Origin of the sequence: Azospirillum sp. TSH58, from assembly GCF_003119115.1 — a bacterium.
Lineage (GTDB): Bacteria > Pseudomonadota > Alphaproteobacteria > Azospirillales > Azospirillaceae > Azospirillum.
In genome coordinates this window covers 2,527,886-2,551,132 of sequence record NZ_CP022364.1, presented here as the reverse complement: position 1 = coordinate 2,551,132, position 23,247 = coordinate 2,527,886, and the positions used below count along the sequence as shown (strand labels likewise).

22 protein-coding genes are annotated in these 23,247 nt (G+C 69.9%); 11 read left to right on the top strand and 11 right to left on the bottom strand.

The genetic code is table 11. The annotated features are described in order from the left end of the window. The 3 genes from TSH58p_RS15595 to TSH58p_RS15585 all read left to right on the top strand — a co-directional run bounded on the left by TSH58p_RS15595 (position 1) and on the right by TSH58p_RS15585 (position 3,248). Positions 1 to 366: a flagellar biosynthetic protein FliO gene (locus TSH58p_RS15595; RefSeq protein ID WP_109070599.1), complete on the top strand. Its 366-nt coding sequence runs from the start codon at positions 1 to 3 to the stop codon at positions 364 to 366. Next, a complete protein-coding gene (gene fliP / locus TSH58p_RS15590) occupies positions 363 to 1,136 on the top strand; it encodes a flagellar type III secretion system pore protein FliP (RefSeq protein ID WP_162600041.1) in 774 nt (257 codons plus the stop codon). The genes TSH58p_RS15595 and fliP overlap by 4 nt, the downstream gene beginning before the upstream one ends. Before the next feature lie 213 nt (positions 1,137 to 1,349). Beyond that, positions 1,350 to 3,248 (top strand): potassium transporter Kup, encoded by a 1,899-nt coding sequence (locus TSH58p_RS15585; protein ID WP_109070600.1) that lies wholly within the window; start codon positions 1,350 to 1,352, stop codon positions 3,246 to 3,248. Between the two features lie 98 nt (positions 3,249 to 3,346). Here TSH58p_RS15585 and TSH58p_RS15580 read toward each other — a convergent pair whose 3' ends face one another. The 9 genes from TSH58p_RS15580 to TSH58p_RS15540 form a co-directional block, all read right to left on the bottom strand. After that, the gene (locus TSH58p_RS15580) at positions 3,347 to 6,820 is read right to left on the bottom strand and encodes a hypothetical protein (protein ID WP_109070601.1); all 3,474 of its coding nucleotides are present in this window, start codon (positions 6,818 to 6,820) and stop codon (positions 3,347 to 3,349) included. Positions 6,821 to 6,825: 5 nt separating this feature from the next. Next, the gene (locus TSH58p_RS15575) at positions 6,826 to 7,563 is read right to left on the bottom strand and encodes a flagellar motor protein MotB (protein ID WP_109070602.1); all 738 of its coding nucleotides are present in this window, start codon (positions 7,561 to 7,563) and stop codon (positions 6,826 to 6,828) included. Further along, positions 7,560 to 8,246, bottom strand: a complete 687-nt coding sequence (locus TSH58p_RS15570; RefSeq protein WP_247874087.1) for a hypothetical protein — start codon at positions 8,244 to 8,246, stop codon at positions 7,560 to 7,562. Before TSH58p_RS15570 ends, TSH58p_RS15575 begins: the two co-directional genes overlap by 4 nt. Positions 8,247 to 8,250: 4 nt before the next feature. Further along, complete coding sequence (locus TSH58p_RS15565) at positions 8,251 to 8,961, bottom strand: protein phosphatase CheZ (RefSeq protein WP_109070603.1); 711 nt, start codon at positions 8,959 to 8,961, stop codon at positions 8,251 to 8,253. 462 nt (positions 8,962 to 9,423) lie between these two features. Next, the gene (locus TSH58p_RS34675; RefSeq protein WP_109070604.1) at positions 9,424 to 9,762 is read right to left on the bottom strand and encodes a general stress protein; all 339 of its coding nucleotides are present in this window, start codon (positions 9,760 to 9,762) and stop codon (positions 9,424 to 9,426) included. 202 nt (positions 9,763 to 9,964) lie between these two features. Beyond that, on the bottom strand, positions 9,965 to 10,918 hold the full coding sequence (locus tag TSH58p_RS15555) for a MotE family protein (protein WP_109070605.1): 954 nt from the start codon (positions 10,916 to 10,918) through the stop codon (positions 9,965 to 9,967). Next, positions 10,915 to 11,625, bottom strand: coding sequence for a DUF6468 domain-containing protein (locus tag TSH58p_RS15550; RefSeq protein ID WP_109070606.1), 711 nt, complete (start codon positions 11,623 to 11,625; stop codon positions 10,915 to 10,917). The genes TSH58p_RS15555 and TSH58p_RS15550 overlap by 4 nt, the downstream gene beginning before the upstream one ends. After that, entirely contained in the window at positions 11,622 to 12,704 is a 1,083-nt protein-coding gene (gene fliM / locus TSH58p_RS15545) for a flagellar motor switch protein FliM (RefSeq protein WP_035674995.1), read from the bottom strand. Before fliM ends, TSH58p_RS15550 begins: the two co-directional genes overlap by 4 nt. 18 nt (positions 12,705 to 12,722) lie before the next feature. Next, positions 12,723 to 13,244, bottom strand: coding sequence for a flagellar basal body-associated FliL family protein (locus TSH58p_RS15540; protein ID WP_109070607.1), 522 nt, complete (start codon positions 13,242 to 13,244; stop codon positions 12,723 to 12,725). A gap of 496 nt (positions 13,245 to 13,740) precedes the next feature. Between TSH58p_RS15540 and flgF the strand changes: the two genes are divergently transcribed. The 4 genes from flgF to flgH are packed head-to-tail and all read left to right on the top strand — an operon-like array spanning position 13,741 to position 16,889. Next, positions 13,741 to 14,463 (top strand): flagellar basal-body rod protein FlgF, encoded by a 723-nt coding sequence (flgF, locus tag TSH58p_RS15535; protein ID WP_109070608.1) that lies wholly within the window; start codon positions 13,741 to 13,743, stop codon positions 14,461 to 14,463. Positions 14,464 to 14,489: 26 nt separating this feature from the next. Continuing rightward, positions 14,490 to 15,275 (top strand): flagellar basal-body rod protein FlgG, encoded by a 786-nt coding sequence (gene flgG / locus TSH58p_RS15530; RefSeq protein WP_109070609.1) that lies wholly within the window; start codon positions 14,490 to 14,492, stop codon positions 15,273 to 15,275. 44 nt (positions 15,276 to 15,319) lie between these two features. Beyond that, entirely contained in the window at positions 15,320 to 16,090 is a 771-nt protein-coding gene (gene flgA / locus TSH58p_RS15525; RefSeq protein ID WP_109070610.1) for a flagellar basal body P-ring formation chaperone FlgA, read from the top strand. Between the two features lie 13 nt (positions 16,091 to 16,103). Further along, positions 16,104 to 16,889, top strand: coding sequence for a flagellar basal body L-ring protein FlgH (gene flgH / locus TSH58p_RS15520; RefSeq protein ID WP_199230147.1), 786 nt, complete (start codon positions 16,104 to 16,106; stop codon positions 16,887 to 16,889). Positions 16,890 to 17,539: 650 nt separating this feature from the next. Here the strand turns inward: flgH and dksA are convergent. Next, positions 17,540 to 17,959: an RNA polymerase-binding protein DksA gene (gene dksA, locus TSH58p_RS15515; protein WP_035675009.1), complete on the bottom strand. Its 420-nt coding sequence runs from the start codon at positions 17,957 to 17,959 to the stop codon at positions 17,540 to 17,542. Positions 17,960 to 18,169: 210 nt separating this feature from the next. After that, entirely contained in the window at positions 18,170 to 18,586 is a 417-nt protein-coding gene (locus TSH58p_RS15510; protein WP_014240995.1) for a flagellar assembly protein FliX, read from the bottom strand. Between the two features lie 252 nt (positions 18,587 to 18,838). On the opposite strand from TSH58p_RS15510, the gene TSH58p_RS15505 reads away from it, so the two are divergent. The 4 genes from TSH58p_RS15505 (at position 18,839) to TSH58p_RS15490 (ending at position 23,218) form a co-directional block, all read left to right on the top strand. After that, complete coding sequence (locus TSH58p_RS15505; RefSeq protein ID WP_371732424.1) at positions 18,839 to 20,032, top strand: flagellar basal body P-ring protein FlgI; 1,194 nt, start codon at positions 18,839 to 18,841, stop codon at positions 20,030 to 20,032. Beyond that, entirely contained in the window at positions 20,032 to 20,415 is a 384-nt protein-coding gene (locus TSH58p_RS15500; RefSeq protein WP_109070611.1) for a rod-binding protein, read from the top strand. The genes TSH58p_RS15505 and TSH58p_RS15500 overlap by 1 nt, the downstream gene beginning before the upstream one ends. Then, positions 20,408 to 20,923 carry a hypothetical protein gene (locus TSH58p_RS15495; RefSeq protein WP_035675012.1) on the top strand — a complete coding sequence of 172 codons (516 nt, stop codon included), beginning with the start codon at positions 20,408 to 20,410 and terminating at the stop codon, positions 20,921 to 20,923. Before TSH58p_RS15500 ends, TSH58p_RS15495 begins: the two co-directional genes overlap by 8 nt. 225 nt (positions 20,924 to 21,148) lie before the next feature. Continuing rightward, on the top strand, positions 21,149 to 23,218 hold the full coding sequence (locus tag TSH58p_RS15490) for a flagellar hook-length control protein FliK (RefSeq protein WP_109070612.1): 2,070 nt from the start codon (positions 21,149 to 21,151) through the stop codon (positions 23,216 to 23,218). The last annotated feature ends 29 nt before the right edge of the window (positions 23,219 to 23,247 follow it).

Sequence of the window (23,247 nt, the reverse complement as noted above, 5' to 3'; positions counted from 1 at the left end):
ATGGGCCTCGACCAGTACATCCAATTCGTTCTCGCCCTCGCCTTCGTCATCGCGCTGATCGTGCTGGTGGCCTGGGTGATGCGCCGCATCGGTTTCGGCGGCATGACCGCCACGTCGGGACGCCAGCGCCGGCTGGGCGTCGTCGAGGTGCTGCCGCTCGACGGCAAGCGCCGGCTGGTGCTGGTCCGCCGCGACGACCGCGAGCATCTGCTGCTGCTGAGCGCCTTCGGCGACCAGGTGGTCGACCAGGCGCCGCGCGGCGGCTTCCAGGGCGCGCTGGCCGAGGCCTCCGCCCCGCCGTCCGCTCTTTCGCCGTCCGCTCTCCCGCCGTCCGCCGCCCTGCCGCCCGCCGGGGAACGGTCATGACCACCGGCAGGGGCACGACCAAACGGCTGGCCTTCGCCGGCCTGCTGGCGCTGGCGATCGGGGTGGCCGGGGCGCTGGCCGCCGGGCCGGCCCTGGCGCAGAGCATGACCTTCGACCTGGGCGACGCCGGGGGATCGACCACCGGGCGCATCGTCCAGATGGTCGCGCTGATCACGGTGCTGTCGCTGGCGCCGTCGATCCTGATCATGATGACGGCCTTCACCCGCATCGTCATCGTGCTGTCCTTCCTGCGTTCGGCGCTGGGCATCCAGCAGGTGCCGCCGAACACGGTGCTGATGTCGCTGGCGGTCTTCCTGACCTTCTTCGTCATGGCCCCGGTGTTCGAGCGCTCCTACAACCAGGGCATCCAGCCGCTGATCAACCAGGACATCGACGAGACGGAGGCGTTCCGCCGCACGGTCGCCCCCCTGCGCGAATTCATGCTGAAGCACACCAGCGAGAAGGACCTGCGCCTGTTCATGGACATGGCGCGCATCGAGAACGTGACCGACGCCGAGCAGACCCCGCTGCACGTTCTGGTCCCCGCCTTCATGATTTCGGAGATCAAGCGGGCCTTCGAAATCGGCTTCCTGCTGTTCCTGCCCTTCCTGATCATCGACATGGTGGTGTCGTCCATCCTGATGTCGATGGGCATGATGATGCTGCCGCCGACCATGGTGGCGATCCCGTTCAAGATCATCTTCTTCGTGCTGGTGGACGGCTGGTACCTGATCGCCGGATCGCTGGCCCGCAGTTTCGGCACGCTGTAGGCGCCTCGTTCAGAAGGCCGGCGGCGGCGTCCGGCACAGATCGTCGCAGGTGAAACCGCCTGCGGACGGGCGCATCGGCTTGCGCTAGTATTGGATCAGGGAAGAGCGTAAGAGGATCGGCCCGCGCGAGCGCACCGACCGCCGCCGTACCCGCAGCTTGTGGCTTCTTCGTCCCCCGCTCGGACTCCCAACGGACTTCCTTCCACGTCCCACATGTCAGACACGACCCTGAAAGCCGCGGCACCCGACAAGGGCAGGCTGGCCGCGCTCACCCTCGGTGCGCTTGGCGTCGTTTACGGCGACATCGGCACCAGCCCGCTCTACACGCTGCGCGAATGCTTCTCGCCGGAGCATGGGCTCGCCCTGACCCCGGAGAACATCCTCGGCATCATGTCCATGGTCTTCTGGGCCCTGGTGCTCGTGGTCACGGTGAAATACGTGCTGTTCGTCATGCGGGCCGACAACAAGGGCGAAGGCGGCATCCTGGCCCTGCTGGCGCTGGCGACCAACAGCCGGCCCGACTCCACCGGACGGCTGTCCGGCCTGATGGCGATGGGCCTGTTCGGCGCCGCCCTGTTCTACGGCGACGGCATGATCACCCCGGCCATCTCCGTCCTCTCCGCGGTGGAGGGGCTGGAGGTGGCGCAGCCGGCGCTGGAGCGGGTCGTCGTGCCGGTGACCGTGGGCATCCTGATCGCCCTGTTCGCGATCCAGAGCCGCGGCACCGAGAAGGTCGGGCGGCTGTTCGGCCCGATCATGGTCGCGTGGTTCGCCACGCTGGGCCTGCTCGGCCTGATCGAGCTGGTCAAGGAGCCGCAGGTCCTGGCCGCGCTCGACCCGCGCCACGCCGTGCATTTCTTCGCCTCGAACGGCTGGATCGGCTTCCTGGTGCTGGGCGCCGTCGTGCTGGCCGTCACCGGGGGCGAGGCGCTCTACGCCGACATGGGCCATTTCGGCCGCCGCCCGATCAAGGTGGCGTGGCTGGCCGTGGTGCTGCCCGCGCTGCTTCTGAACTATCTCGGCCAATGCGCCCTGCTGCTGAGCGACCCCACGGCGGTGCGCAGCCCCTTCTATCTGCTGGTGCCGGAGTGGGGCCTCTATCCGATGGTCCTGCTGTCGACCTGCGCGGCGGTGATCGCCAGCCAGGCGGTGATCTCCGGCGTCTTCTCGCTGACCCGGCAGGCGGTGCAGCTCGGCCTGTGCCCGCGGCTGGACATCCGCCACACCTCGCAGGAGGAAGGCGGGCAGATCTACATCCCGCGCGCCAACTGGGGTCTGCTGTTCGCGGTCATCGGGCTGGTTCTGTGGTTCGAGTCCTCCAGCCGGCTGGCGACCGCCTACGGCATCGCGGTGACCGGCGACATGGTCATCACCACCATCCTGGCGCTGGTCGTGGCGCACCGCCGCTGGAACTGGAGCCTGCCGGCCTGTCTGGCGCTGGGCGCCCTGTTCCTCAGCGTCGATCTGGCGCTGTTCCTCGCCAACGCGGTCAAGATCCCGCACGGCGGCTGGGTGCCGCTGGTCATCGCCGCGGTGACTCTCGGGCTGATGTCGACGTGGCGCCGCGGCCGCGCCGTCCTGAACCGCCGTCTGGCCGAGGATTCCCTGCCGCTGGACAGCTTCATCAAGCGGCACGCCAAGTCCTCCGACATCCAGCGGGTGAAGGGCACGGCGATCTTCCTGACCTCCAGCGCCGACACGGTGCCCATCGCCCTGCTGCACAACCTGAAGCACAATCAGGTGATGCACGAGCGCATCGTCTTCCTGACCGTGATGGTCGAGGACGTGCCCCGCGTCCCGGCCAAGGAGCGCGTCGTCCTGGAAGGGCTGGCCGACGGCTTCTACCGCCTGACGGTCCGCTACGGCTTCTCACAGGAGCCGAACATCCCCAAGGCGCTGCGGCTGTGCAAGGCGTTCGGGCTGGAGTTCGACGTGATGACCACCTCCTTCTTCCTCGGCCGCGAGACGCTGATCCCCCGCATCAACCCGCAGATGGCCCAGTGGCGGGAGAAGCTGTTCGTCGTGATGTCGCGCACCGCGGTCAGCGCCACCGACTTCTTCAAGATCCCGCCGAACCGCGTGGTCGAGCTGGGCACCCAAGTCCAGCTTTGAAAGGCCCAGCTCTGACGCTTCGCCGCCGCGCCAATGAAAAAGCCCCTGTCCATCGGAGAGGGGCTTTTTCGTTGAGGGGAAGCGTTCCGGAGACGGGCTCAGTTGATCGCCGCGCTCTGCTTGCCGCGGTAGTTCTTGAGGAACTTCTGGAACACGTCCACCTCGGCGACGCGGGAGCGGACGGTGTTGACGTCGATCAGGCCCAGCGCCTGCTCCGGCCGGGTCAGCACGCGGAAGGCGTCGGCGTCGGGACCGTTGGTCATCGCCGAGCCGAATTCCTTGCGCAGCAGGTTCAGGTTCGTTCCGTCCCCGGCCAGCGCCAGCGCCACCGCGCGGTTCAGGACGAGCTGCGAGGTTGCCGGGTTGATCGGCTGGGTCGGCGGCGGCGGTGGGCCGATCAGCTTGTTCAGGGCGAAGGCGGCGGCCTCCCATTTCTGGGCGCGCCACGCGATGTCCACCCGCAGCGAGTTGGCCGGCTTGCTGTCGTCCTCGGAGAGCAGCAGCAGCGCCTCGTCGCCCCGGCCCAGCTCGGCCAGCGCCTTGGCCTGCATCAGGCGGCGCTCGCCCACCAGATCCGCCGGCAGGTTCGGCACGTTGGACAGCTCCAGCGCGCGCAGGGCGTCCTCCGGCTTGTTGTCGAGCAGGCGGACGGAGGCGAGCCGGGTGCCGACGCGCGCCTTGTCCTCGCCGGACAGGCGGTATTCCACCTGATGCTGCAGCAGGTCGGCGGCCCGGTTCAGCAGGTCCACGGAGATCAGCCGCTCGGCAAGCTGCCGGATCACCTCGTCGCCCGCCTCCCCCACCGGGGTCAGCTCGCGGAACTGGTCGTAGAGCTGGAGCGCCTCGATGGTCGGCAGCTTCTGCGCCCCGTCCTTGTAGAGGTCGGCGAAGATGCGCGACATCTCGCGGGTGATCTCCTCCGCCCGCGGCGTGTCGGGAACCAGGGCGGCGGTCTCCTTCATGGCGTTGAAGCCGTCGGCGTACTGGCCGGCGGCGATCAGCACCTCGCCCATGCGCTGGCGGATCTGCATCTCCAGCTCGTCGCCGCGCCAGGTGAAGGTCAGCCCGGCCAGCCGCTCCGCCGCGGCGGGGGGCGACATGCGGCCTTCCGCCAGTTGCAGGTTCACCAGCGCCAGCCCGGCCTTGGCCCGGTAATAGCGGTCGAGGCTGTTGTAGGAGGCCGTCAACTGCTCCAGCGCCCGCTCCGGCTCGTTGGTCTGGGCGTAATAGAGGCCGCGCAGATACTGGACGTCGGGCCGCTCCTCCGCGTCCGTGCCGCCGCGCTCGACGATGCGGTCGAGCAGCCGCTTGGCGAAGGGCGCGTCGCCGGTCTTCAGCGCGGCCTCGGCGGCGCGGGTCGCCAGCTTGGTCAGGATCGGGTCGGGGTAGGAGTTCAGGATCGGCGCCGCCGCCTTGAAGCCGGCCTGGGCCGCCGGCCAATCGTTGCGGTCCGCCGCGATGGCGGCGCGCCACAGCGCGGCCTCGCCGTTGTTGGCGAGGTTCGGATGGGCGAAATCCTCCGCCGCGGCGTCGGTGTTTCCCGCCAGGAAACGCGCGGCCCCGCGCAGGGCGCGGAATTCCGGCCAGCCCTCCAGGTCGGGCTGGGCCTCCTGCAGCACATCCATCATGCCGATGGCCTCCTGCCCGAAGCCGTTGGCCAGATAGAAGCGGGCGAGGTCGAGCTGGGCGCGGGGCCGTTCGGAGTCCGGCGCGTTGACGATGTTGAGCTGAAGGTTCTGCCGCGCCTCGGTGTAATGGTCGAGGTCGCCCTTCTTCCAGGCCGGCAGGTCGAACAGGCGGCGTCCGGAGGGCACCGGCTTCGGGTCGGTGGGCGGCGTCAGCGTGTTGGACGCGCCGCCGGGGGACGGCTTCGGCGGAAGCGACGCCGTCTGCGCCGCGGCCGGGCGGTTTCCGGCGTCGGCCATGGGCGACAGGTGCAGGCCGCCCGCCGCCGTCACCTCCACCCCTTCCTTGACCGGACGCACGGTGACGGCGTCGGCGATCGGCCGCACGACGACGCCCTGGTAGCTGGGCAGCAGTTCCAGGTCCGCATAACGGTGCGATTCGGGAATGGCGTTTCCGGGAACCGGCAGCGGCACGACCTGGAGGCGGTCGCCGACGTCGGGATCGGACAGAGTCACCACGGTCGCCGCGTCCGCGGCGCGCACCAGCAGACGGGCGCCCAGCAGGAAATCCGGCTCCGGATCGATCTTCAGCGCGAAGGGCGGCGTGCCGGTCAGGCGGCTCGTCGGCGTGATCTTCCAGCTCGTCCCCTGCCGTTCGATCTTCGGCCAGACCAGCGCGCCGATCCTGGTGCGGAAGGCGCTGCCGCCGGTGGCCGGCACCGGCTCGATCGCGCCGACCGTCCCGGCTCCGCCGCCGAGGGCCTTTCCGGCGCCGATGGGCAGGGGCTTGTCGAACACGATGTAGAGATGGCCGGCGCGCGGGTAGACGGCGATGGAGGCCGGGCCGCCCGCGTCGAACACCAGCGTCGGCCCCTGCGGTTCGGCCTTCGCCGGGTCGGGTTTGGCCGGGTCGGGTTTGGCCGGGTCGGGTTTGGCCGGGTCGGGTTTGGCGGCTTCGGGCTTGGCGGGTGCCGGGGCCGCCGCGACCTCCTTCGGCGGGGGAGGCGCCGCAGCCGGCCGTGCGGCGGCGGGCGCGGCGGCCGGGGGTGTCGCCGTCGCGGGCGATGGCGCCGCGGCTTCGGCCGACGGCGGACGCACCGTGGTCGTGGTGGCGCCGGACGGCGGGGTCGCGTTCGCGGCGTCGCCCGTCGGCAGACCGGCGCGCGTGCCCGGATTCTGTACGTCGATCACCACGGACCGGCCCGACTTGCTGTCCTTGACCTCGGCGTCCTGCGGCACCGCGAAGGTGACGGCCAGAGCGCCGTTGGCCTGCCGGAACTGCTCGACATTCTGGATGTTGCGCAGGGTCGTCCTGGCCACCGGCGCCAGATCGGCGTTGCCGTTGCGGTCGAACAGCAGCGTGGCCGACGCGCCGTCGCGGCGCAGCGTGTAGTTGACGCCCTCCGGCCAGGTGAAGGACAGGCGGCTCTGCTCCGGCGTGTCGGCCGCGCTGACCGCCACCCGTCCCGCCGAACGCGCCGGGGCCGCGGCGGGAGTGGCGGGAGCGGCAGGCGCCTCCGCCTTGGCGTTCTGGGCCGGAGCTTGCGCCGGCGCCTCCGCGGCGGGGGTCAGGTCCAGCGCCACGGCGTTGCCGTTGCGGAAGCTCTTCAGTGTCACCGGCCGCTTCAGGTCGAAGGTCACCGTCTTGCCGTCGCCGCCGATCCTCACCCCGGACAGATAGCCGGGCAAGGCCGCCACCGCACGGTCCAGCGCGGCGTTGATCGGCTCGTCGAAGCGGACGACCAGCGTGTTGCCTTCCACCGACGCGCTGTAGCCGGTCTGGCGCGGCCAGTCGAAGACCAGACGCCCGAAGGTCTTGTGGGTGGCGGCGCGCACCGGCACGTCGACGGCCCAGGCGGCGGGCGAGGCGGCGATCTGGGCGGCAAGCAGGGCCGTGGCGGCCACGAAGCCGCTCAGCCAGCGCCGGTATGCCCCGCCCCGCCCCATCCGACTCACTCCTCCGGCTCCGCGTCGGTGGCCGCCCCGGACACCGGCGGCCCCGCCGTCTCCTCGCGCACCACCACATCCACCCGCGCCCCGCCGGGCACCGGATCGATGCCGGGCGGTTCGCTCATCAGGCTGCGCGCCACGAGGTCGCGCTTGTAGCCCGTCTCGCGCAGCAGCGCCGCAACGGCAACCGCGCGCGTCAGGGCGCGTTCCCAGGCCAGCCCGGCGGACTGGTCCTCCCGCTCGGCGTGGCCGACCACCTCGATCCGATTGCCGATCCGGCCCACCGCCGCGCCCAGCAGATACAGGACCCGACGCCCCTGGTCGGTGAAGCTGCCGCCGGTCGGATCGAACATCACATGGGCCGGCAGGCCGATCACCACGCGGTCGTCCTCCCGCCGCACCTCCACCGCCGCCAGATCCTCGTTGGCCGCGGTCTGGGTACGCAGCAGGGCGCTGAGATAATCCAGGTTGATCGCCGAATATGACTCCACCGTGGCGGCGTTGAAAGCGGCCTTCGGCTCGGGCGGCGTCGCGGAGGGCGTGACCGCGGTCGAGCGGGCCGACGACAGCGACTTGACCAGCCCGGTCCAGCGCTGGGCCTCCGGCTCGCTCATCGAGTACATCAGCACGAAAAAGGCGAGCAGCAGCGACATCAGGTCGGTGAAGCTGATCAGCCAGATCGTCCGGTTGTGGCCGCCGCTCTTGTCCTCGGCCTTGGGCAGTTTGGGAAGGCGGATCATCGGCGCCCTCCCCCCGGCGGATCGTCCATGGCGCGCAGGCTGAACAGCAGGCGGACGGCGCCGGGCGCGCCGCGCTCGATGCCCACCGTCACCGCGTCCGACGGCGCCCCGTCGGCGATCAGCAGCCGGGCGAGCGCGCCCGCCCGCACCACCGGGCCGGGCGGATGGCTGGGGCCGCCCGCCGGGCCGATGGACAGAAGCGCGTCCAGCTCGATCCGTTCGCCGGGCCGGTTCTGCAGAAGCGCGTCGGCCACCCGGTCGATCAGGCCGATGCGGTCCGGGCGCAGGTCGGCGGTGCCGGGCAGGAACAGCTCGTCGGCGGGAAGACGCACCTCCAGCAGGCGGCCCGGCGTGACGCTGTCCACCTTCGCCACGGCAATGGCGGTGGCGAACAGGTTGCCCAGGCCGTCCAGCCGCTGCACGGCGAAGACGGTGCCGGCGCGCGACGCCAGCGGGTCGGCCGGCTCGCGCAGGCGGGGGTCGATGTAGAAGGCGGGGAAGCTGCGCTCCAGCGACACCAGCACCGTGCGCACCCGCTGGGCGGTCTGCACCGACTGGGCGTTCAGCACGATGAAGAAGACGAGCAGCAGCAGGAACAGCGACAGCAGAAGCACGATGCTTCCGTTGTTCGGGTTCGGCCGGCTGCCCGACAGGTCCGGCTTCCTGTGGCCGGGCGCAGCCATCGGATTAATCGAAGCTCGCCAGCAGGCGGTCGATCTCGTCCTGGTCCATGGCGGCGCTGGTCATCTGCGGCCCGTGCAGCAGCCCGGCCTCCGGATCGTCCGCCGCACGGTCGGTGGCGAAGTTCGGCGCCGGATCGGCGTGGACCACCGCCGCCGCAGCGGCGGGGCGGGTGTGGTTCTGCCGCACCTCGTCGCCGAAGGCCGCGACGATCATGTCCACCTTCGATTCGATGTGCTTCAGCGTGCGCACGACCTTGGAAATGCGCTGGCCGGTGATGTCCTGGAAGTTGCAGGCCTCGAAGATCTTGGTCACCTGCTCGGTCAGCTTCGCGGAGTTCTCCGGGTCGATCTGGCCGGAAATGCCGGTGATGACGTCGCAGGCGTCGAAGATGGCGAAGGTGGCCTGCTCGGTGGCGCCGACCACGGCGTCCAGCTCATCCGTGGCGTTGGGGATGTGCTGGTCGCGGATTTCCGCGGGCTGGAGCGCCGCCAGCTCCTGCTTGGCGCTCTCGATGAAGCGGGCGAGGTCCACCACCTCCTTGTAGAGGCGCAGGTCGGTGGCGGAGATGTCGCCGTCCATGCTGCCGAGGATGGAGCGGACGATGTCCGTCACCTCCTCGCGGGTCAGCGGCTGGGCCGCTTCGGCGTGGGCGGCGTCGAGCTGCTGGCGCAGGAGCTTCTGGTCGGCGAGCGAGGAGGAAACGGGCGGGGCCATGTGCGTTCCGATGTGAGCGTTCCGTGGTCTTGTCCGGCCTGCGTGCGATCGGGTGCGTCGGCCGGCCCGGACGCAGACGCCCGAAGCGGGTCCGACCCAACCTCGCGTCCTCGCACGGCCGCCGCCGACTCGGAGCCTCGTCAGCCTCTCCAACCCTAATTTCGCTCGGTTAACACGCCGTTAAGCGCCTGAAACGTCGCAACGCAAAGACGGAACGGAATCACGCCGCCGGAAAGAAAGCGGAAGCGTTGCTCTGCGCCCGCAGGCGTTCAACCAACGCTCGCCATTGTCGAACTTTAAAGAGAGATGCGGCAATTTGTTTCAATCGAAGTCCGCAAACGGACAAAGGGCCGCCTTGGGAGCGGCCCTTCTTCACCGTTTCGCAGAGCGACTGTCCCGTCAGGCTGGTCCGCCACTGAAACAGTCAGGAACGGAACCCTTGCGGTGAAACAGTCCCGGCGGTCAGCTCCCGCCGCTCCGCCCGCCACCATGGCTGTGTTCGCCGCCCTTGCGGCCCGCTTCCGATGCGCGTTCCGGGTCGTTCTTGAAGTTGCCGCCGGACGCCTGACCGCCCTTGTGGCCGGCTTCCGACGCACGCTCCGGATCGTTCTTGAAGTTGCCGCCGGACGCCTGACCGCCCTTTTGGCCGGCCTCGGAGGCACGCTCCGGGTCGTTCTTGAAGTTGCCGCCGGAAACCTGGCCGCCCTTGTGGCCGGCTTCCGCCGCGCGTTCCGGATCGTTCTTGAAGTTGCCGCCGGAATGCTGGCCGCCTGAGCTGCGGCCCTTGTTCTGGTCGTTCATCTTGTCTCCTTCCTTCTTGCGGTTGGGCGAACTTGCGTTGCCCGAACACGCCGGAGCCAACATGAACCGAAGCCGACCGTCGCAGGCCGTCTACCATCCTGACAGTACGTGTACGTATATTCAGTAGGTTCATCGCGGGCGGCGGGTATGACCGGCCGCCCGGACATGCCCTTCTTCCCGTCATCACAGTCAGAAGGTGTATTCAGTTCCTCGGTGCCGCGGGAAGACCGCGCCGCTCGATGAGCGCGGAGGTGAGTTCCTTGGCCTTCAGCGGGTCCATCGCGGCCAGGATCGGCGCCGTCTTGGTTTCCTTCATCTTCTCCACCACCCCCAGCAGGACGGGCATGTCCAGCTCCTCGAAGATGCGGGCGGCTTCCTTGGGCTTCATCGTCTCATAGATCTTCACGAGGCTTTCGAGCTGGGCGGCCTGCTTCTCGTCGCCCTGGCGCATCAGCTTCTGGATGTCGGTGCGGACCTTCTCCATCTCCTGCACCTTCTGGTCGATGCGCTTCTCGGCGGCGGTCAGAAGGGCCTCGCGCTGCTCCAGTTCCTTGGTGCGGCGCTCGATCTCGGCGCGGCGCTCGGCGAAATGCTGGAGGAGCTCCTCGTTCTTGACCGGGCCGAGGGCGGCGTTGTCCGGCGGCGTCGGGTTGGGCGGCGCGCCGTTGCTGGACCCGCCCTGGGCCGGTTCGGGGGAGGGCTTGGCGCCGTTGGCGGCAAGCTGCATGGGCGGCGCCGGAAGGGCGCTCTGCCCCTGCGCCAGGGTCGCCGGGAACTCCGGCAAGCGGGCGTCGCGCGTGGTGATCCGCCACAGGTCGCCGACCCGCACCCCCAGCATCAGGACGGCGACGAAGATGGTCAAGGGCAGGATGCGGAAGCGCCACGCCTTCATCTTCTCGCGCATCCGCTCCGACAGCGGGCGGCGCGGGACCGCCGGCTTGCGCTTCGCCTTCGCCTTGGCCTTCGGCTTCGCTTTGGCGGCGGCTTTGGCGGCGGCCTGGGCCGCGGCTTGCGCGGCGCCCTGGGCCGGCGGCTGGGCGGCCACGCTCTGGCTGGTGCGGACCCCGGTCGGGGTGGCCCCGGCCGGGCGGATCACGACCTTGGGCTCTCCGCCGGGCGCGGAGGATGCGCCTTTCGTGCTGGTGGCGTCGCTCATCCGACCCCCTTGCCGGCGTTCTCGATGGCTTGCAGAAGTTCACGCTCGGCGCGGGACAGGCTCTCGCCCTCGCGCAGGATGGGATCGGGCGCCGTCGTCGGGCGGCGCGCCAGGGACTCGGCCCGCGACGGATCGGCGCGCAGCGGCTCGTTCCGGAACGCGGCGGAGCGCAGCGGCGGCAGGTCGTCGTGATCGTCGTGGTCGATGTGGCCGTGATCGTGGAGATCATGGTCGTCGTGCCCGTGATCGTGGAGATCGTGGTCGTCGTGACCGAGATCATCCTCGACGATCGGGCGCGGGGCGACCGCCGGGCGGGAGGCCACGGGCGGACGGGCGGACAGGCCGGGGCGTGCCGCCGGACGCGCCGCGGGGCCGGGCTTCGGCCGCTCCCCACCGACATTGCCCAGCCGGTTGGCCATGGCGTCGGCGGCCTCGATCATGAATTCCAGCTCGTCGCGCAGGGTCTGCGCCTTGGCGACCGTGCGCTGAAGGTCGTCGCCGGTCTCGTGGGCCGTCTTCTTCAGGCTGCGCACGCCGGTTTCGGCGCGCGACATGGCCTCGTTGAGGCCGCGCACCAGCTCGGCCATCTCGCCGCGGCTCTCCCGCAGCTTGATGATCTGCCGGTTGAGGATGATCGCGTAGGCGATGGTCGCGGCGAGCAGCCCCACCATCACCAGATCGAGGACGAGCGTGAGGGTCGGGCTCATAGCCGCATGACCTCCTGCTTGGGCAGCTCCCGCTCGATCCGCACGGCGATGTGCCCGCCCTTGCGGCCCATGCGGCCTTGGAACATGGAAACGTCGCCGCAACGCAGCTCGATGGTGCCGTCCGGCGTGGCGTTCAGAAGGATTCGCGTGCCGACGCGCCAGTTCAGCACGTCGTGCAGGGTCATCGTCACCTCGTCCAGCACCGCGGAGATGTCCACGTCGGTGACCAGCAGCTCCGAGGCGAGGTGGGTTTCCCAGATCGAGTCGCGGCCGAACTTCTCACCCATGAACATCTGGAGCAGAAGCTCGCGCACCGGCTCCAGCGTCGCGTAGGGGATCATCAGCTCCAGGCGCCCGCCGCGATCCTCCATGTCGATGCGCAGCTTGACCAGCACCGCCGCGTTGGCCGGGCGCGCGATGGTCGCGAAGCGCGGGTTGGTCTCCAGCCGGTCGAAGCGGAAGGTCACGGGCGACAGCGGATCGAAGGCGGCGGACAGGTCGGACAGCACCACATGGACCATGCGCTCCACGAGGTTGCGCTCGATGGTCGTGTAGGGGCGGCCCTCGATGCGCATCGCCGCCGTGCCGCGCCGCCCGCCCAGCAGCACGTCCACGATGGAGTAGATCAGCGCCGAGTCCACGACCATCAGGCCGTAGTTGTCCCACTCCTCCGCCTTGAAGACGGACAGCATCGCCGGCAGCGGGATGGAGTTCAGATAGTCGCCGAAGCGCACCGAGGAAATCTGGTCGAGGCTGACCTCGACGTTGTCGGAGGTGAAGTTGCGCAAGCTGGTGGACATCATGCGGACGAGGCGGTCGAAGACCACCTCCAGCATGGGCAGGCGTTCGTAGTTGACCAGCGCCGAGTTGACCAGCGCCATGATGCCGGAGTTGTCGCCGTCCCCGGCCCCGCCCTGGTCGAAGCCGAGCAGGCTGTCGATCTCGTCCTGGTTCAGGACGCGGGTCGAACCGCCGCCGCCCATGTCCGCCATGTCGCCCATGTCGCCGCCGTCTTCGGCGAGGGCGGCCCATTCGGCGGCAAGGCGTTCTTCTTCGCTCAGTTCCTCGGTGTTGCTCATGGCCCGTTTCCGCCGCCCCTACTGGACCAGCATTTCCTTGAACAGAACGTCCTTGACCTTCACCGGGTGGGCGGACGCGGTGATCCGCATCAGCAGCTCCTGGCGCAGGCGGTACATGCCCGCCGACCCCTTCAGATCCTCCAGCCGCAGTTCGCGCAGATAGACCTGGAAGTTGTCGATGATGCGCGGCAGCACATGCTCGATCGCCGGTATGTCCTCGCCCTTCGCAAGCTGGATCGAGATCTTGATCTTCAGGAAGGCCGGACGCTTGCCGGCGCTGTTCAGGTTCACCAGCATGTCCGGCAGGTCGTAGAAGACCGGGGCCGCGTGCGGATCGGGCTGCGCCGGTTCCGCCGGCACCTCCGCGTGCTCCTCCTTCTTGCCGAGCAGCGAATCGAGCAGGCCGCTGAAATACACGCCCGCCCCGGCGCCGATCAGCAGCACCAGCGGCAGGATGACGAACAGGACCAGCTTCTTGCCGCTGAATTTCTTGCGCGGCAGGCCATCGGTCGGAACGTCGTCTTCAGCGTGCGCGGTCATGGAATCCTAAGCGCGAGCGGTGGCGGAGCGTGGCCTTACCAGCCCAGCAACCCTATCTTTCGGATAGTTAACAAAGCCTTTCAGGCACGGTCCGGGGCTGTGACAGAAGCGCAACCACAGGCGGCGGCACGGTTCTTGATTGGGGCATCGCCGGAGATCCCCGTCAACCGAGGAGCGAACGCCCGAGCCACGCCCGCACCCCCCTTCCGCACCGCCCTGCCCCGCCTCGTCCGCCGACCGTCCGCCCGCTTCCGGCGGAGGGAGCGGCCTTGCGAACCGCGCGCCGTCCGCGCCGCGGAAACGGGACGCTTTTGCCCGGCGTCGGGCGGCAGCCCTTGCCAGCCCACCGGCAGTTCTTGCCCGGCAGACGCTTCCCCGCCAGCGCCACCGACCGTCATCGTGGTCTTTCCGGCACTCTCCGCCGCTGGCACGCACCGTGCATTGCCATTTGCGCCGGTCGGGACGCTCCCCCGGCCCGAATGGAAAGAGGCCGCCGATGGAAAACCCGATCTACGTGTCCCTGTCGCGCCAGATGACCCTGCGCCGCCAGCTGGACGTGATCTCGAACAACATCGCGAACATGAACACCACGGGCTTCAAGCAGCAGCGCATGCTGTTCACGGAGTTCCTGGAGCGTCCGGGCATGCACGAGCAGATCAGCTTCGTGCAGGACCGCGCCGTGGTGCGCGACCTCTCGGCCGGCGGGATGATGCAGACCGGCAACCCGCTGGATCTGGCGCTGACCGGCCACGGCTACTTCACCGTCGATACGGCGAGCGGCCCGCGCTACACCCGCGCCGGCAACTTCCGCCTGAACGACCAGCGCCAGATCGTCGACGGCGGCGGCCTGCCGGTCCTCGGCGACAACGGCCAGCCCCTGGCCATCCCGAACGGCACCAGGGACATCATGGTGTCCGGCGACGGCACCGTCTCCACCGAGCTGGGTCAGGTCGGCCGGCTGAACATCGTCACCTTCCGCAACGAGCAGCTGATGACCGAGGTCGGGGCCGGCCTCTACGTCAGCGACGAGGAGCCGCAGGCGGCCCCCGCCGACACGAAGGTGGCACAGGGAATGCTAGAGAATTCGAACGTGAAGCCGGTGGTCGAGATGACGGCGCTGATCGAGATCCAGCGCCAGTACCAGTCCAACCAGAAGCTGATCGAGAACGAGCACGAGCGCATCCGCAGCGCCATCCAGAAGCTGGGCCGCACGGCCTGATCGACCGCGTTTAAGGAGTAAGGACCATGCGCAGCCTCGCCATCGGCGCCACCGGCATGATCGCCCAGCAGCTGAACGTCGAAACCATCTCGAACAACATCGCCAACGCGACGACGACCGGCTTCAAGAAGCAGCGGGCCGAATTCCAGGACCTGCTCTACCAGAACCTCCGCCGCATCGGCTCCACCTCGTCGGACGCCGGCACCATCGTGCCGACCGGCGTGCAGGTGGGTGCGGGCGTGCGCGTCGCCGCGGTGGCCCGCGTGCTGGAGCAGGGCAACCTGACGGTCACCGACAACAAGCTGGACGTCGCCATCAACGGCTCCGGCTATTTCCAGGTGCAGCTCCCCAGCGGCGACACGGCCTACACCCGCGCCGGCAATTTCAAGCTGTCGCCGGAGGGCATCATCGTCACCGCCGACGGCTATCCGGTGCAGCCGGCCATCACCATCCCGGCGGAAGCCGTGGACGTCGCCATCAACGCGTCGGGCGAGGTGATGGTGAAGCTGGACGGCCAGGTGGCCCAGCAGAATGTCGGCCAGATCCAGCTCGCCACCTTCGCCAACGCGGCCGGCCTCGAAGCCGTCGGCGACAACCTGTTCCTGCAGACCGGCGCGTCGGGCGAGGCGGTCGGCGGCAACCCCGGCGCCCCCGGCTTCGGCCGCGTGGTGCAGGGCGCGCTGGAGACCTCCAACGTCAACATCGTGCAGGAGATCACCACCCTGATCTCCGCCCAGCGCGCCTACGAGATGAACTCCAAGGTCATCAAGACCACCGACGAGATGATGCAGCAGGCCTCGCAGCTCCGCTGATCCCGACTCCGTCGTAAGGCCCGTTCTCGCAAGGAATTTCCGCCATGTCCCGCCCCGCCCTCCGCATCCTCGGCACCGCCCTTTTCGCCGCCGCCCTCGCCGGCGGCCCGACGGCCCTCGCCCAGACGATGGACGGCACGGCCTCCGCGACCGCGGCGCCGCAAGCGGTGGTCTACAGCCCGGCCCATGTCGAGGCGGCGCTGTCGGACGCGCTGTCCCGCCAGATCACCACGGGCCGCCTGCAGATGGAGCTGGACAACCGGGCGGTGGAGCTGCGCGCTCCGGCGGGCGCCGGCAGCCTGACGGTGGAGAATCTCTACTACAACCCGGTGCAGGGCCGCTTCGCCGCGGAGATGATCGTGGCCGACACCCGCCCGGTGGTCCGCCTTCCGGTGTCGGGCCGCGCCTACGGCGTGGTGCAGGTGCCGGTGCTGTCGCGGCGCATCGCGCCCGGCGACGTGATCGGCCCCGGCGACGTGGATTGGCAGGACGTGCGCGCCGACCTCGCCGGCAGCGACATCGCAGCCACCGACGCCCAGCTCATCGGCCTGACGCCGCGGCGCGGCGTTCCCGTGAACCAGCCGGTCCGGCTGCGCGACCTGCAGTCGCCCCGGGTCGTGGACAAGGGGGCGCTGGTCACCATCACGCTGGCCACCGAGAACCTGACCCTGTCGGTCCAGGGCAAGGCCCTGCAGGACGGCGGCCGGGGCGACGTGATCCGCGTCGTCAACACCCAGTCGAACCGCATCCTCGAAGCGACCGTCGCCGGCCCCAACATCGTCGCCGTGGCAAAGCCCGGCGTGATTGCGAAGTAAGGAGAAAGCTCCCATGCCCGCCTTCCGAATGACCGCCCCCAAGACCACGGTCCGCACGGCCTTCCGCTTCGCTCTGCTCGCCGCCGTCGCCGCCGGCCTCCCCGCCTGCAACGCCATGTCGCGCGTGGCGGACATCGGCTCCGCTCCCGAGCTCACCAAGATCAAGGACCCGCAGGCCCAGCCCGGCTACCAGCCGGTCAGCCTGCCGATGCCCACCCCGCTGCCGACGGAGCGCAACCCGAATTCCCTGTGGCGGACCGGCGCGAAGGCCTTCTTCAAGGACCAGCGCGCGGCCAAGGTCGGCGACCTGCTGACCGTCGACATCCAGATCAACGATCAGGCCCAGCTCAACAACCAGACCACCCGCACCCGCGGCAACTCCGAGAAGGCCGGCATGCCGAGCTTCCTCGGCTTCGAAGGCAAGGCCCTGCAGCGCGCGCTTCCCGACGGGGTGAGCGCCGACAGCCTGCTCGACCTCTCCAGCTCGACCTCGAACGACGGCAAGGGCGCCATCAACCGCAAGGAGCAGATCACCCTGAAGGTGGCGGCGCTGGTCACCCAGAGCCTGCCCAACGGCAACATGGTGATCCAGGGCCGCCAGGAGGTCCGGGTGAACTACGAGGTGCGCGACCTGATCATCACCGGCGTGATCCGGCCGGAGGACATCACCGCGCAGAACACCATCAGCTACGAGAAGGTCGCCGAGGCCCGCATCTCCTACGGCGGACGCGGCCAGATCACCGACGTGCAGCAGCCCCGCTACGGCCAGCAGCTCTTCGACATCATCATGCCCTTCTAAGACGTTCCGGGAACGCGGGGCCGGAATCGCGGGGCCGGAAAGCACCGTCCACCGCTCCGGAAGGGACACCACTCCCTTCCGGAGCGGTGGTCAGAGGCCCCGGCCGTTCCCCACGCGCACGGTCAGGCAGTTTCTGCAGCCCGGCTGGATTTGCCGCGCCCTTCCTGCCGCCTCCTTCCTGCCCCCCTCAGCGCCCCGCCACCGGTTCCGCGTCGCGACTCGCTTGCTCGGAGTGGCGTGGGGTCATCCCGGCGGAGCGCCGGCGCTTATCGGAGCGGTTCGGCAGGCGCAAATGCGCCACGCCGAAGGGCGAGGCGTCATCGAAAGACGTTCGTCTTTTGGTGGTTGGGGGCGGCAGGGAGTGGCAAGCCGTTTCCCAGGCTGGCCGGGACCGGCCGGGGCCGGTAGTTTGACGGCTCATTGCAGCGGGCCCGCGGCCGGCCCGAGCGAACCAAGCTCCGACAGAGGGGCGGGCCGCCCATTCCCCAGCCCACAGCCGGGATGCAACCAGCCAGGATGTCGCGGAGCCCATGGCCGGTCCGGCAGTGATGACCGCCGCGACATGCCAGCACACGGACAAAAAGCCCCCGCCGGGATCGGAGGGGGCTTTTGTCCAAGAAGCGCGGCCAGTGACGCGGGCGAGCGCCGCGTCAGTCGTCGCGCTGGGTGCGCTCCATGCGCTCGTGCCGCTCCTGGGCTTCCAGGCTCAGCGTCGCGATGGGACGGGCGTCGAGGCGGCGGACGGAGATGGGCTCCCCCGTTTCCTCGCAATAGCCGTAGGACCCATCCTGCAACCGCTCCAGCGCCGCGTCGATCTTGGAGATCAGCTTGCGCTCGCGGTCGCGGGTGCGAAGTTCCAGCGCCCGGTCGGTCTCCGCCGACGCGCGGTCGGCGATGTCCGGTTCCTGGATGCCGCCTTCCTGAAGGCTGCTCAGGGTCTCGCTGGATTCGGCCAGCAGCTCCGCGCGCCAGCGCAGCAGCTTCTGGCGGAAATATTCCCGCATCACGGGATTCATGAACTCCTCGTCTTCCGACGGGGTGTAGTTCTTAGGCAGAAGCGGAGACGACATCCGAGAGCATCCAACGCAAAAGGGTGATCCGGGCGGCGCGGAGTATAGGTAGGCGCATCGGCAACCGCAACCCTGCGCTTCGCCTATCGAAGCGCGAACAAGCCCTTGGAGAAGCAAAGTTTTGTGAAAGGTTCGGCGATGGCCGTACGGCCGATGCCGAAAAGCCGGTCCTAGGACCGGGGCCGTGGGCGACGAAGCCGGAAAAGGCGCTCAGGGGGTGAGCTTCGCCAGCTCGACCTGGGCGCGCAGGTCGATCTGGTCAAGGATGTCGGCCAGCCGCGGATCGTCCACATGGACGCGGCGCGACTGCACCACCTTCACGAGGTCCATCAGCTTCTGCGCCGGAAGCGTGCCGGCGAGAAGCCCGTGCTGGATCTCCTCCAGCTTGTCGAGCATCTCCTCGGCGCGCATCTTGCCGCGCGACGCGCGGGCCGTCGCGTCGTCCACCTCCTGCAACGCCAGCACGCTGGCGATGCCGGCCAGCGGCGCCGCGGCGTGGACGCCTTGGGCGGTGTTGGTCTCGCCGACGAGCTGCTTGGAAAAGGACGCACCGGACGAGCCTTCGGCCTTCCCCGTGCGCCGGACCGAGCTGCTGCCGCGAAGTTTTCCGGGGCCTTCGACTTTCATGTTCCGTGCAACCGGTTTCGGAAAAGCGCGATACTCTAGATGGAAGCACCTTAACATCTGGTCAAGGTTTGCCGCAATCGGGCAAAAATTGCCCCGCTTCCGTGACATAAAGCGGTTGGACGCGGTGCCAATTTCCGGCCTTTTCATCCGCCGCCGCCGCTTCCCCTTGCCGATCCTACCCTTCGCCTGCCGCCCGCGGCTCTGGCACGCCGTTTGTATAGGAAGGGACAGCCGTTGAGGAGTGTCCCCGCCATGACCGCCACCGCCCTGCCCCGCGCCGCACTGCGTCATGCCGCCCTGCGCCATGCCGTCCTGCCCCGCGCCGCCGTCCTGCTGCGTGCGGTCGCGATGCTGGCGGCCCTGGCCGCGGCGCTGCTCGCGCTGTCGGCGCCGGCCTCGGCGTCGTCGGCGCGGATCAAGGACGTGGTGGACGTCGAGGGCGTGCGCGACAACATGCTGATCGGCTACGGCCTGGTGGTCGGCCTGAACGGCACGGGCGACAGCCTCAACAACTCGCCCTTCACCGAGCAGAGCCTGGTCGGCATGCTGGAGCGCATGGGCGTCAACACCCGCGGCACCAACCTGCGCACCAAGAACGTGGCGGCGGTGATGGTGACGGCGACCCTGCCGCCCTACTCCGCCCAGGGCACGCGCATCGACGCCACCGTGTCGGCGATGGGCGATTCGAAGAGCCTGCTCGGCGGCACGCTGCTGGTCACGCCGCTGCTGGGCGCCGACGGCGAGGTCTACGCCGTGGCCCAGGGGCCGATCGCGGTGTCCGGCTTCTCCGCCCAGGGCCAGGGGGCCAGCGTGACGCGCGGCGTCCCCACCTCGGGCCGCATCTCCTCGGGCGCCATCGTCGAGCGCGAGATCCAGTTCTCGCTGGCCGAGCTGCCGGTGCTGCGCCTGTCGCTGCGCAACCCGGACTTCACCACGGCCCAGCGCGTGGCGACCGCCATCAACATCCAGCTCCGCGGCAACCGCGCGCAGGCCACCGACCCGTCCTCGGTCCTGCTGAGCGTGCCGGAAGCGCGGCGCGGCGACATCGTCGGCCTGATCACCGAGATCGAGCAGCTCCGCGTCACCCCCGACCAGGTCGCCCGCGTGGTGGTGGACGAGAAGTCCGGCGTGATCGTGATGGGCGAGAACGTCCGCATCTCCACCGTCGCCATCGCCCAGGGCAACCTGACGATCCGCGTCACCGAGACGCCGCAGGTCAGCCAGCCCGGCCCCTTCAGCCAGGGCCAGACCGCCGTGGTGCCGCGCACCGACATCCAGGTGGACGACCAGTCGAACAACCGCCTCGCCGTGATGAATTCCGGGGTGACGCTCCAGGAGTTGGTACAATCCTTGAATGCGCTTGGCGTGGGTCCCCGGGACATGATCGCCATCCTTCAGTCGATCAAGGCCGCCGGAGCCCTGCAGGCGGAGATCGAGGTGATCTGATGGATACGACGCTTTCCCTTCCCGGCCTTCCGCCCCCGCGCCTGCCCGCCGCCGCCGAGCGCGCCCAGGCGGGCGTCCGGACGGCGGTGCGGACCGATCTGGCCGATCCCAACACGGCGGAAGGCAAGGTGGACCCGGCGATCCGCGCCAAGATCCGCCAGTCCGCCAACGAGTTCGAGAGCGTCTTCGTCTCCCAGATGCTGGGCCACATGTTCGACGGGATCGAGGTGGACCAGAATTTCGGCGGCGGCCATGCCGAGGAGATGTTCCGCTCCATGCTGACCAACGAGTACGGCAAGCAGGTATCCCGCAGCGGCGGGTTCGGCATCGCCGATCAGGTTTACCGCGAGCTTCTACGCGCACAGGAGGGCAACCATGGATAAGGTCGACGTCCGTTTCCCGCAGCCGTCCAAGGCTCCCGCCGCCAATCTGCCCAAGAACGCGGAGGAGCGCGCCGCCGCGCTGGTCGAGCTGATGAACCGGCTGAGCGCGCATCTGGCGCGCGAGACCGAGGCCGTGATGCGCCACTGCACCAGCGCCGAGCTGGCCCGGCTGGGGCGCGAGAAGCAGCCGATGATGCTGGTCTACGAGGAGGTGTCGCGCCTGCTGCGCGTGGACCGCGAGGGCATGGCCGCCCTGCCCGACGAGGCCAAGGCCCAGCTGCGCGAGGCCACGCGCGGCCTGTACGAGGCGTCCGCCGCCAACGCCGACGCGCTGCGCCGGAACAGCGCGGCGCAGAAGATCCTGGTGGACACGGTGGTCGGCGCCATCAACCGCGCCCGGCAGACCACCACCCCCGCCTACGGCACCGCCCCGGTGCCGCCCCGCGCGACCTACGTCACGCCGAGCCATGGGCCGTCCACCTCCGCCACCCTGAACACCCGGCTCTGACCCGCATCGGAACCGCCGGTATCCGCAGGAAGGGCCGTCCGACCGGGCGGCCCTTCGGCGTTGCCGGGTCCGGCAAGAAGCGCCGGTCACCCGGCGGAAATTGCCGCCTTGCGGACGGAACTGCCGGGCGCGGAGGCGCGGATGGACAGGCCGGCCCCGCCCTGAAACTGGCCCGTTAGTTGCTTCCGGATGGGGTGCACCTGTCCGCTTCGGGGAATCCCTTCCATGGCCATCCAAACGAACATCGCGCCCTCCGCGTTCGAAAGCCTGGTCCGGGGCCAGACCTCCTCCAGCCAGAACACGGCCCCGCGAAGCGACAAGTTCGCCTCGATGATGGACCGGCTGATCAGCGAGGCCGCCACCCGCAAGCGCGATCAGATCCAGGCGGAGGCCGCGGCGCAGGACCGGCGCACCGCCGCGGCGGGAGCCGCCGACCAGGCGGCCGCCAACCGGGCCGCCGACCGCAAGGTTGCGGAGCGCGGTCCGCCGTCCCGCCCCGACCCCATCCGGGCGGAACCGGCCAAGCCGCGCCAAGCCTCCGAAGCCACCGCCCAGGCCGACGCCCGTGCCGCCCGCAAGGACGAGGCCCAGCGCACCGCCGAGCGGAGGGACGCCCGCGCGTCCGACGCGGCCAAGGCCGGCGACTCCGCCCACGCGACGCGCACAGAGCGGCGCGAGGCCGCCGCCGCGAACCACGCCGCAGCGAAGGATGCAGCGAAGGACGCGGCAAAGGACCCGAAGGCCGCCGGCGCCAAGGCGGCGCCGGACGACACCGCCGCCAAGCCGATGCCCGCCGATGCCGCCTCCTTGGCCGACATGGCGGAGGAGACTCCGCCGGAGGAGTCCAGCGGCGCGATGGGCGATGGCGCCACGCAGGACGGCGCCGGCGATCAGGCGGCCGAGGATGGGAACGGCGAGGCCGTGATCCTCGACCTGACCGTCACGGTGACCGAAACCACCGTGGAGCTGGTCACCGCCGACCAGTCCACCACCCTGACCGACACGCAGGCCGCCCTGTCGCTGGCCGTCGCCCCGGTGGCCATCGGCACGCCGGATGGCGAGGCCGACAAGAGCGATGACGCGGCGGCCGTCGGCGCGACCGATGCGGCGGCCCCGGCCGGGACCACGCCCCCCGGCACCCCGACTCCGGACGATGCGGAGGCTCCTTCGGCCGTTGACGCCGCCGCCGCTGAAGCGGCTTTGGCCGCTGCCCTGGCAGCCACCGCCACCCCTCATCAGGATGGCACGGCCAAGGCCGCCTCCGACGGCTCCGTGAAGGCCGCGGCCACGGCCAAGCCGGTCGCGGAAACGCCCCCGACGATGGCGGACGCCGTGCCGGTGACGGCCGGCCCGGCGGGCGGCCCGCCGACCGAAGTGCCCGCCCCCCACGCCGAGGCCGGGGACGCCGCCGCCAAGGACAAGCCGGCGCAGGCCGCCGACGCGCTGCCCTCCGGCGCCCTCCCCCTCGCCGACCTGCCGAACGACGACAGCGCGCCGCTGCCGCAATCCCTGACCGATCTCGCCGCGGCCAAGGCCAAGGGCGCGACCCGGACCGGAGCGGACGGCGATGCCGGAGCCAACGCCGGCAACCGCGGCAACCAGGACCCGAGCGGCAACGCCGCCCTGACGCAGCCGCCGGCGCCCCAGGCACCGGTTGCCGACCCGGCAAAGCCTGCCGGGCAAAGCGCGTTCCTGACCGCCGCCGCGTCCGCCGCCGCAACGGACGCCGCCCCGCCGACCGACGGCGCGTCGCACCCCACCACCCCCACGCACCCGGTTTTCGCCGGGATCGAGGGCGTGCACACGGCGAGCGGCGTGGACACGGGCTTGACCACCACCCAGCTTCGCCCGTCCCGCGGGTCCGCCGGCCTGCCGATGGGCGTGCAGGAGCAGGTGGCCGTCCACATCACCAAGAACGTGTCGGACGGCAACGACCAGTTCACCATCAACCTGCGCCCCGCCGAGCTGGGCCGCATCGACATCAAGCTGGAGATCGGCCAGGACGGGCGGGTCACCGCGTCGGTCGCCGTGGAAAAGGCCCAGACCCTCGAACTGCTGCAGCGCGACAGCCGCAACCTGGAACGCGCCTTGCAAGACGCTGGACTGAAGGCGGACAGCAACAGCCTCAACTTCAGCCTGCGCGGTGAAGGCGGCCAGTCGTTCCAGGATTCGGGACGGCAGGGCGGCTCGGGCCGGCGGGGCCGCGGCCTCGGCGGCGGCACCGGCGAAGTGGAGGATGCGCAGGCCGCCTACACCCTGACGCTGGCCCCGGGCCGCGTCGACATCCAAGCCTGATTCAGACCAGCCGCAGCCATTCCAGCGAA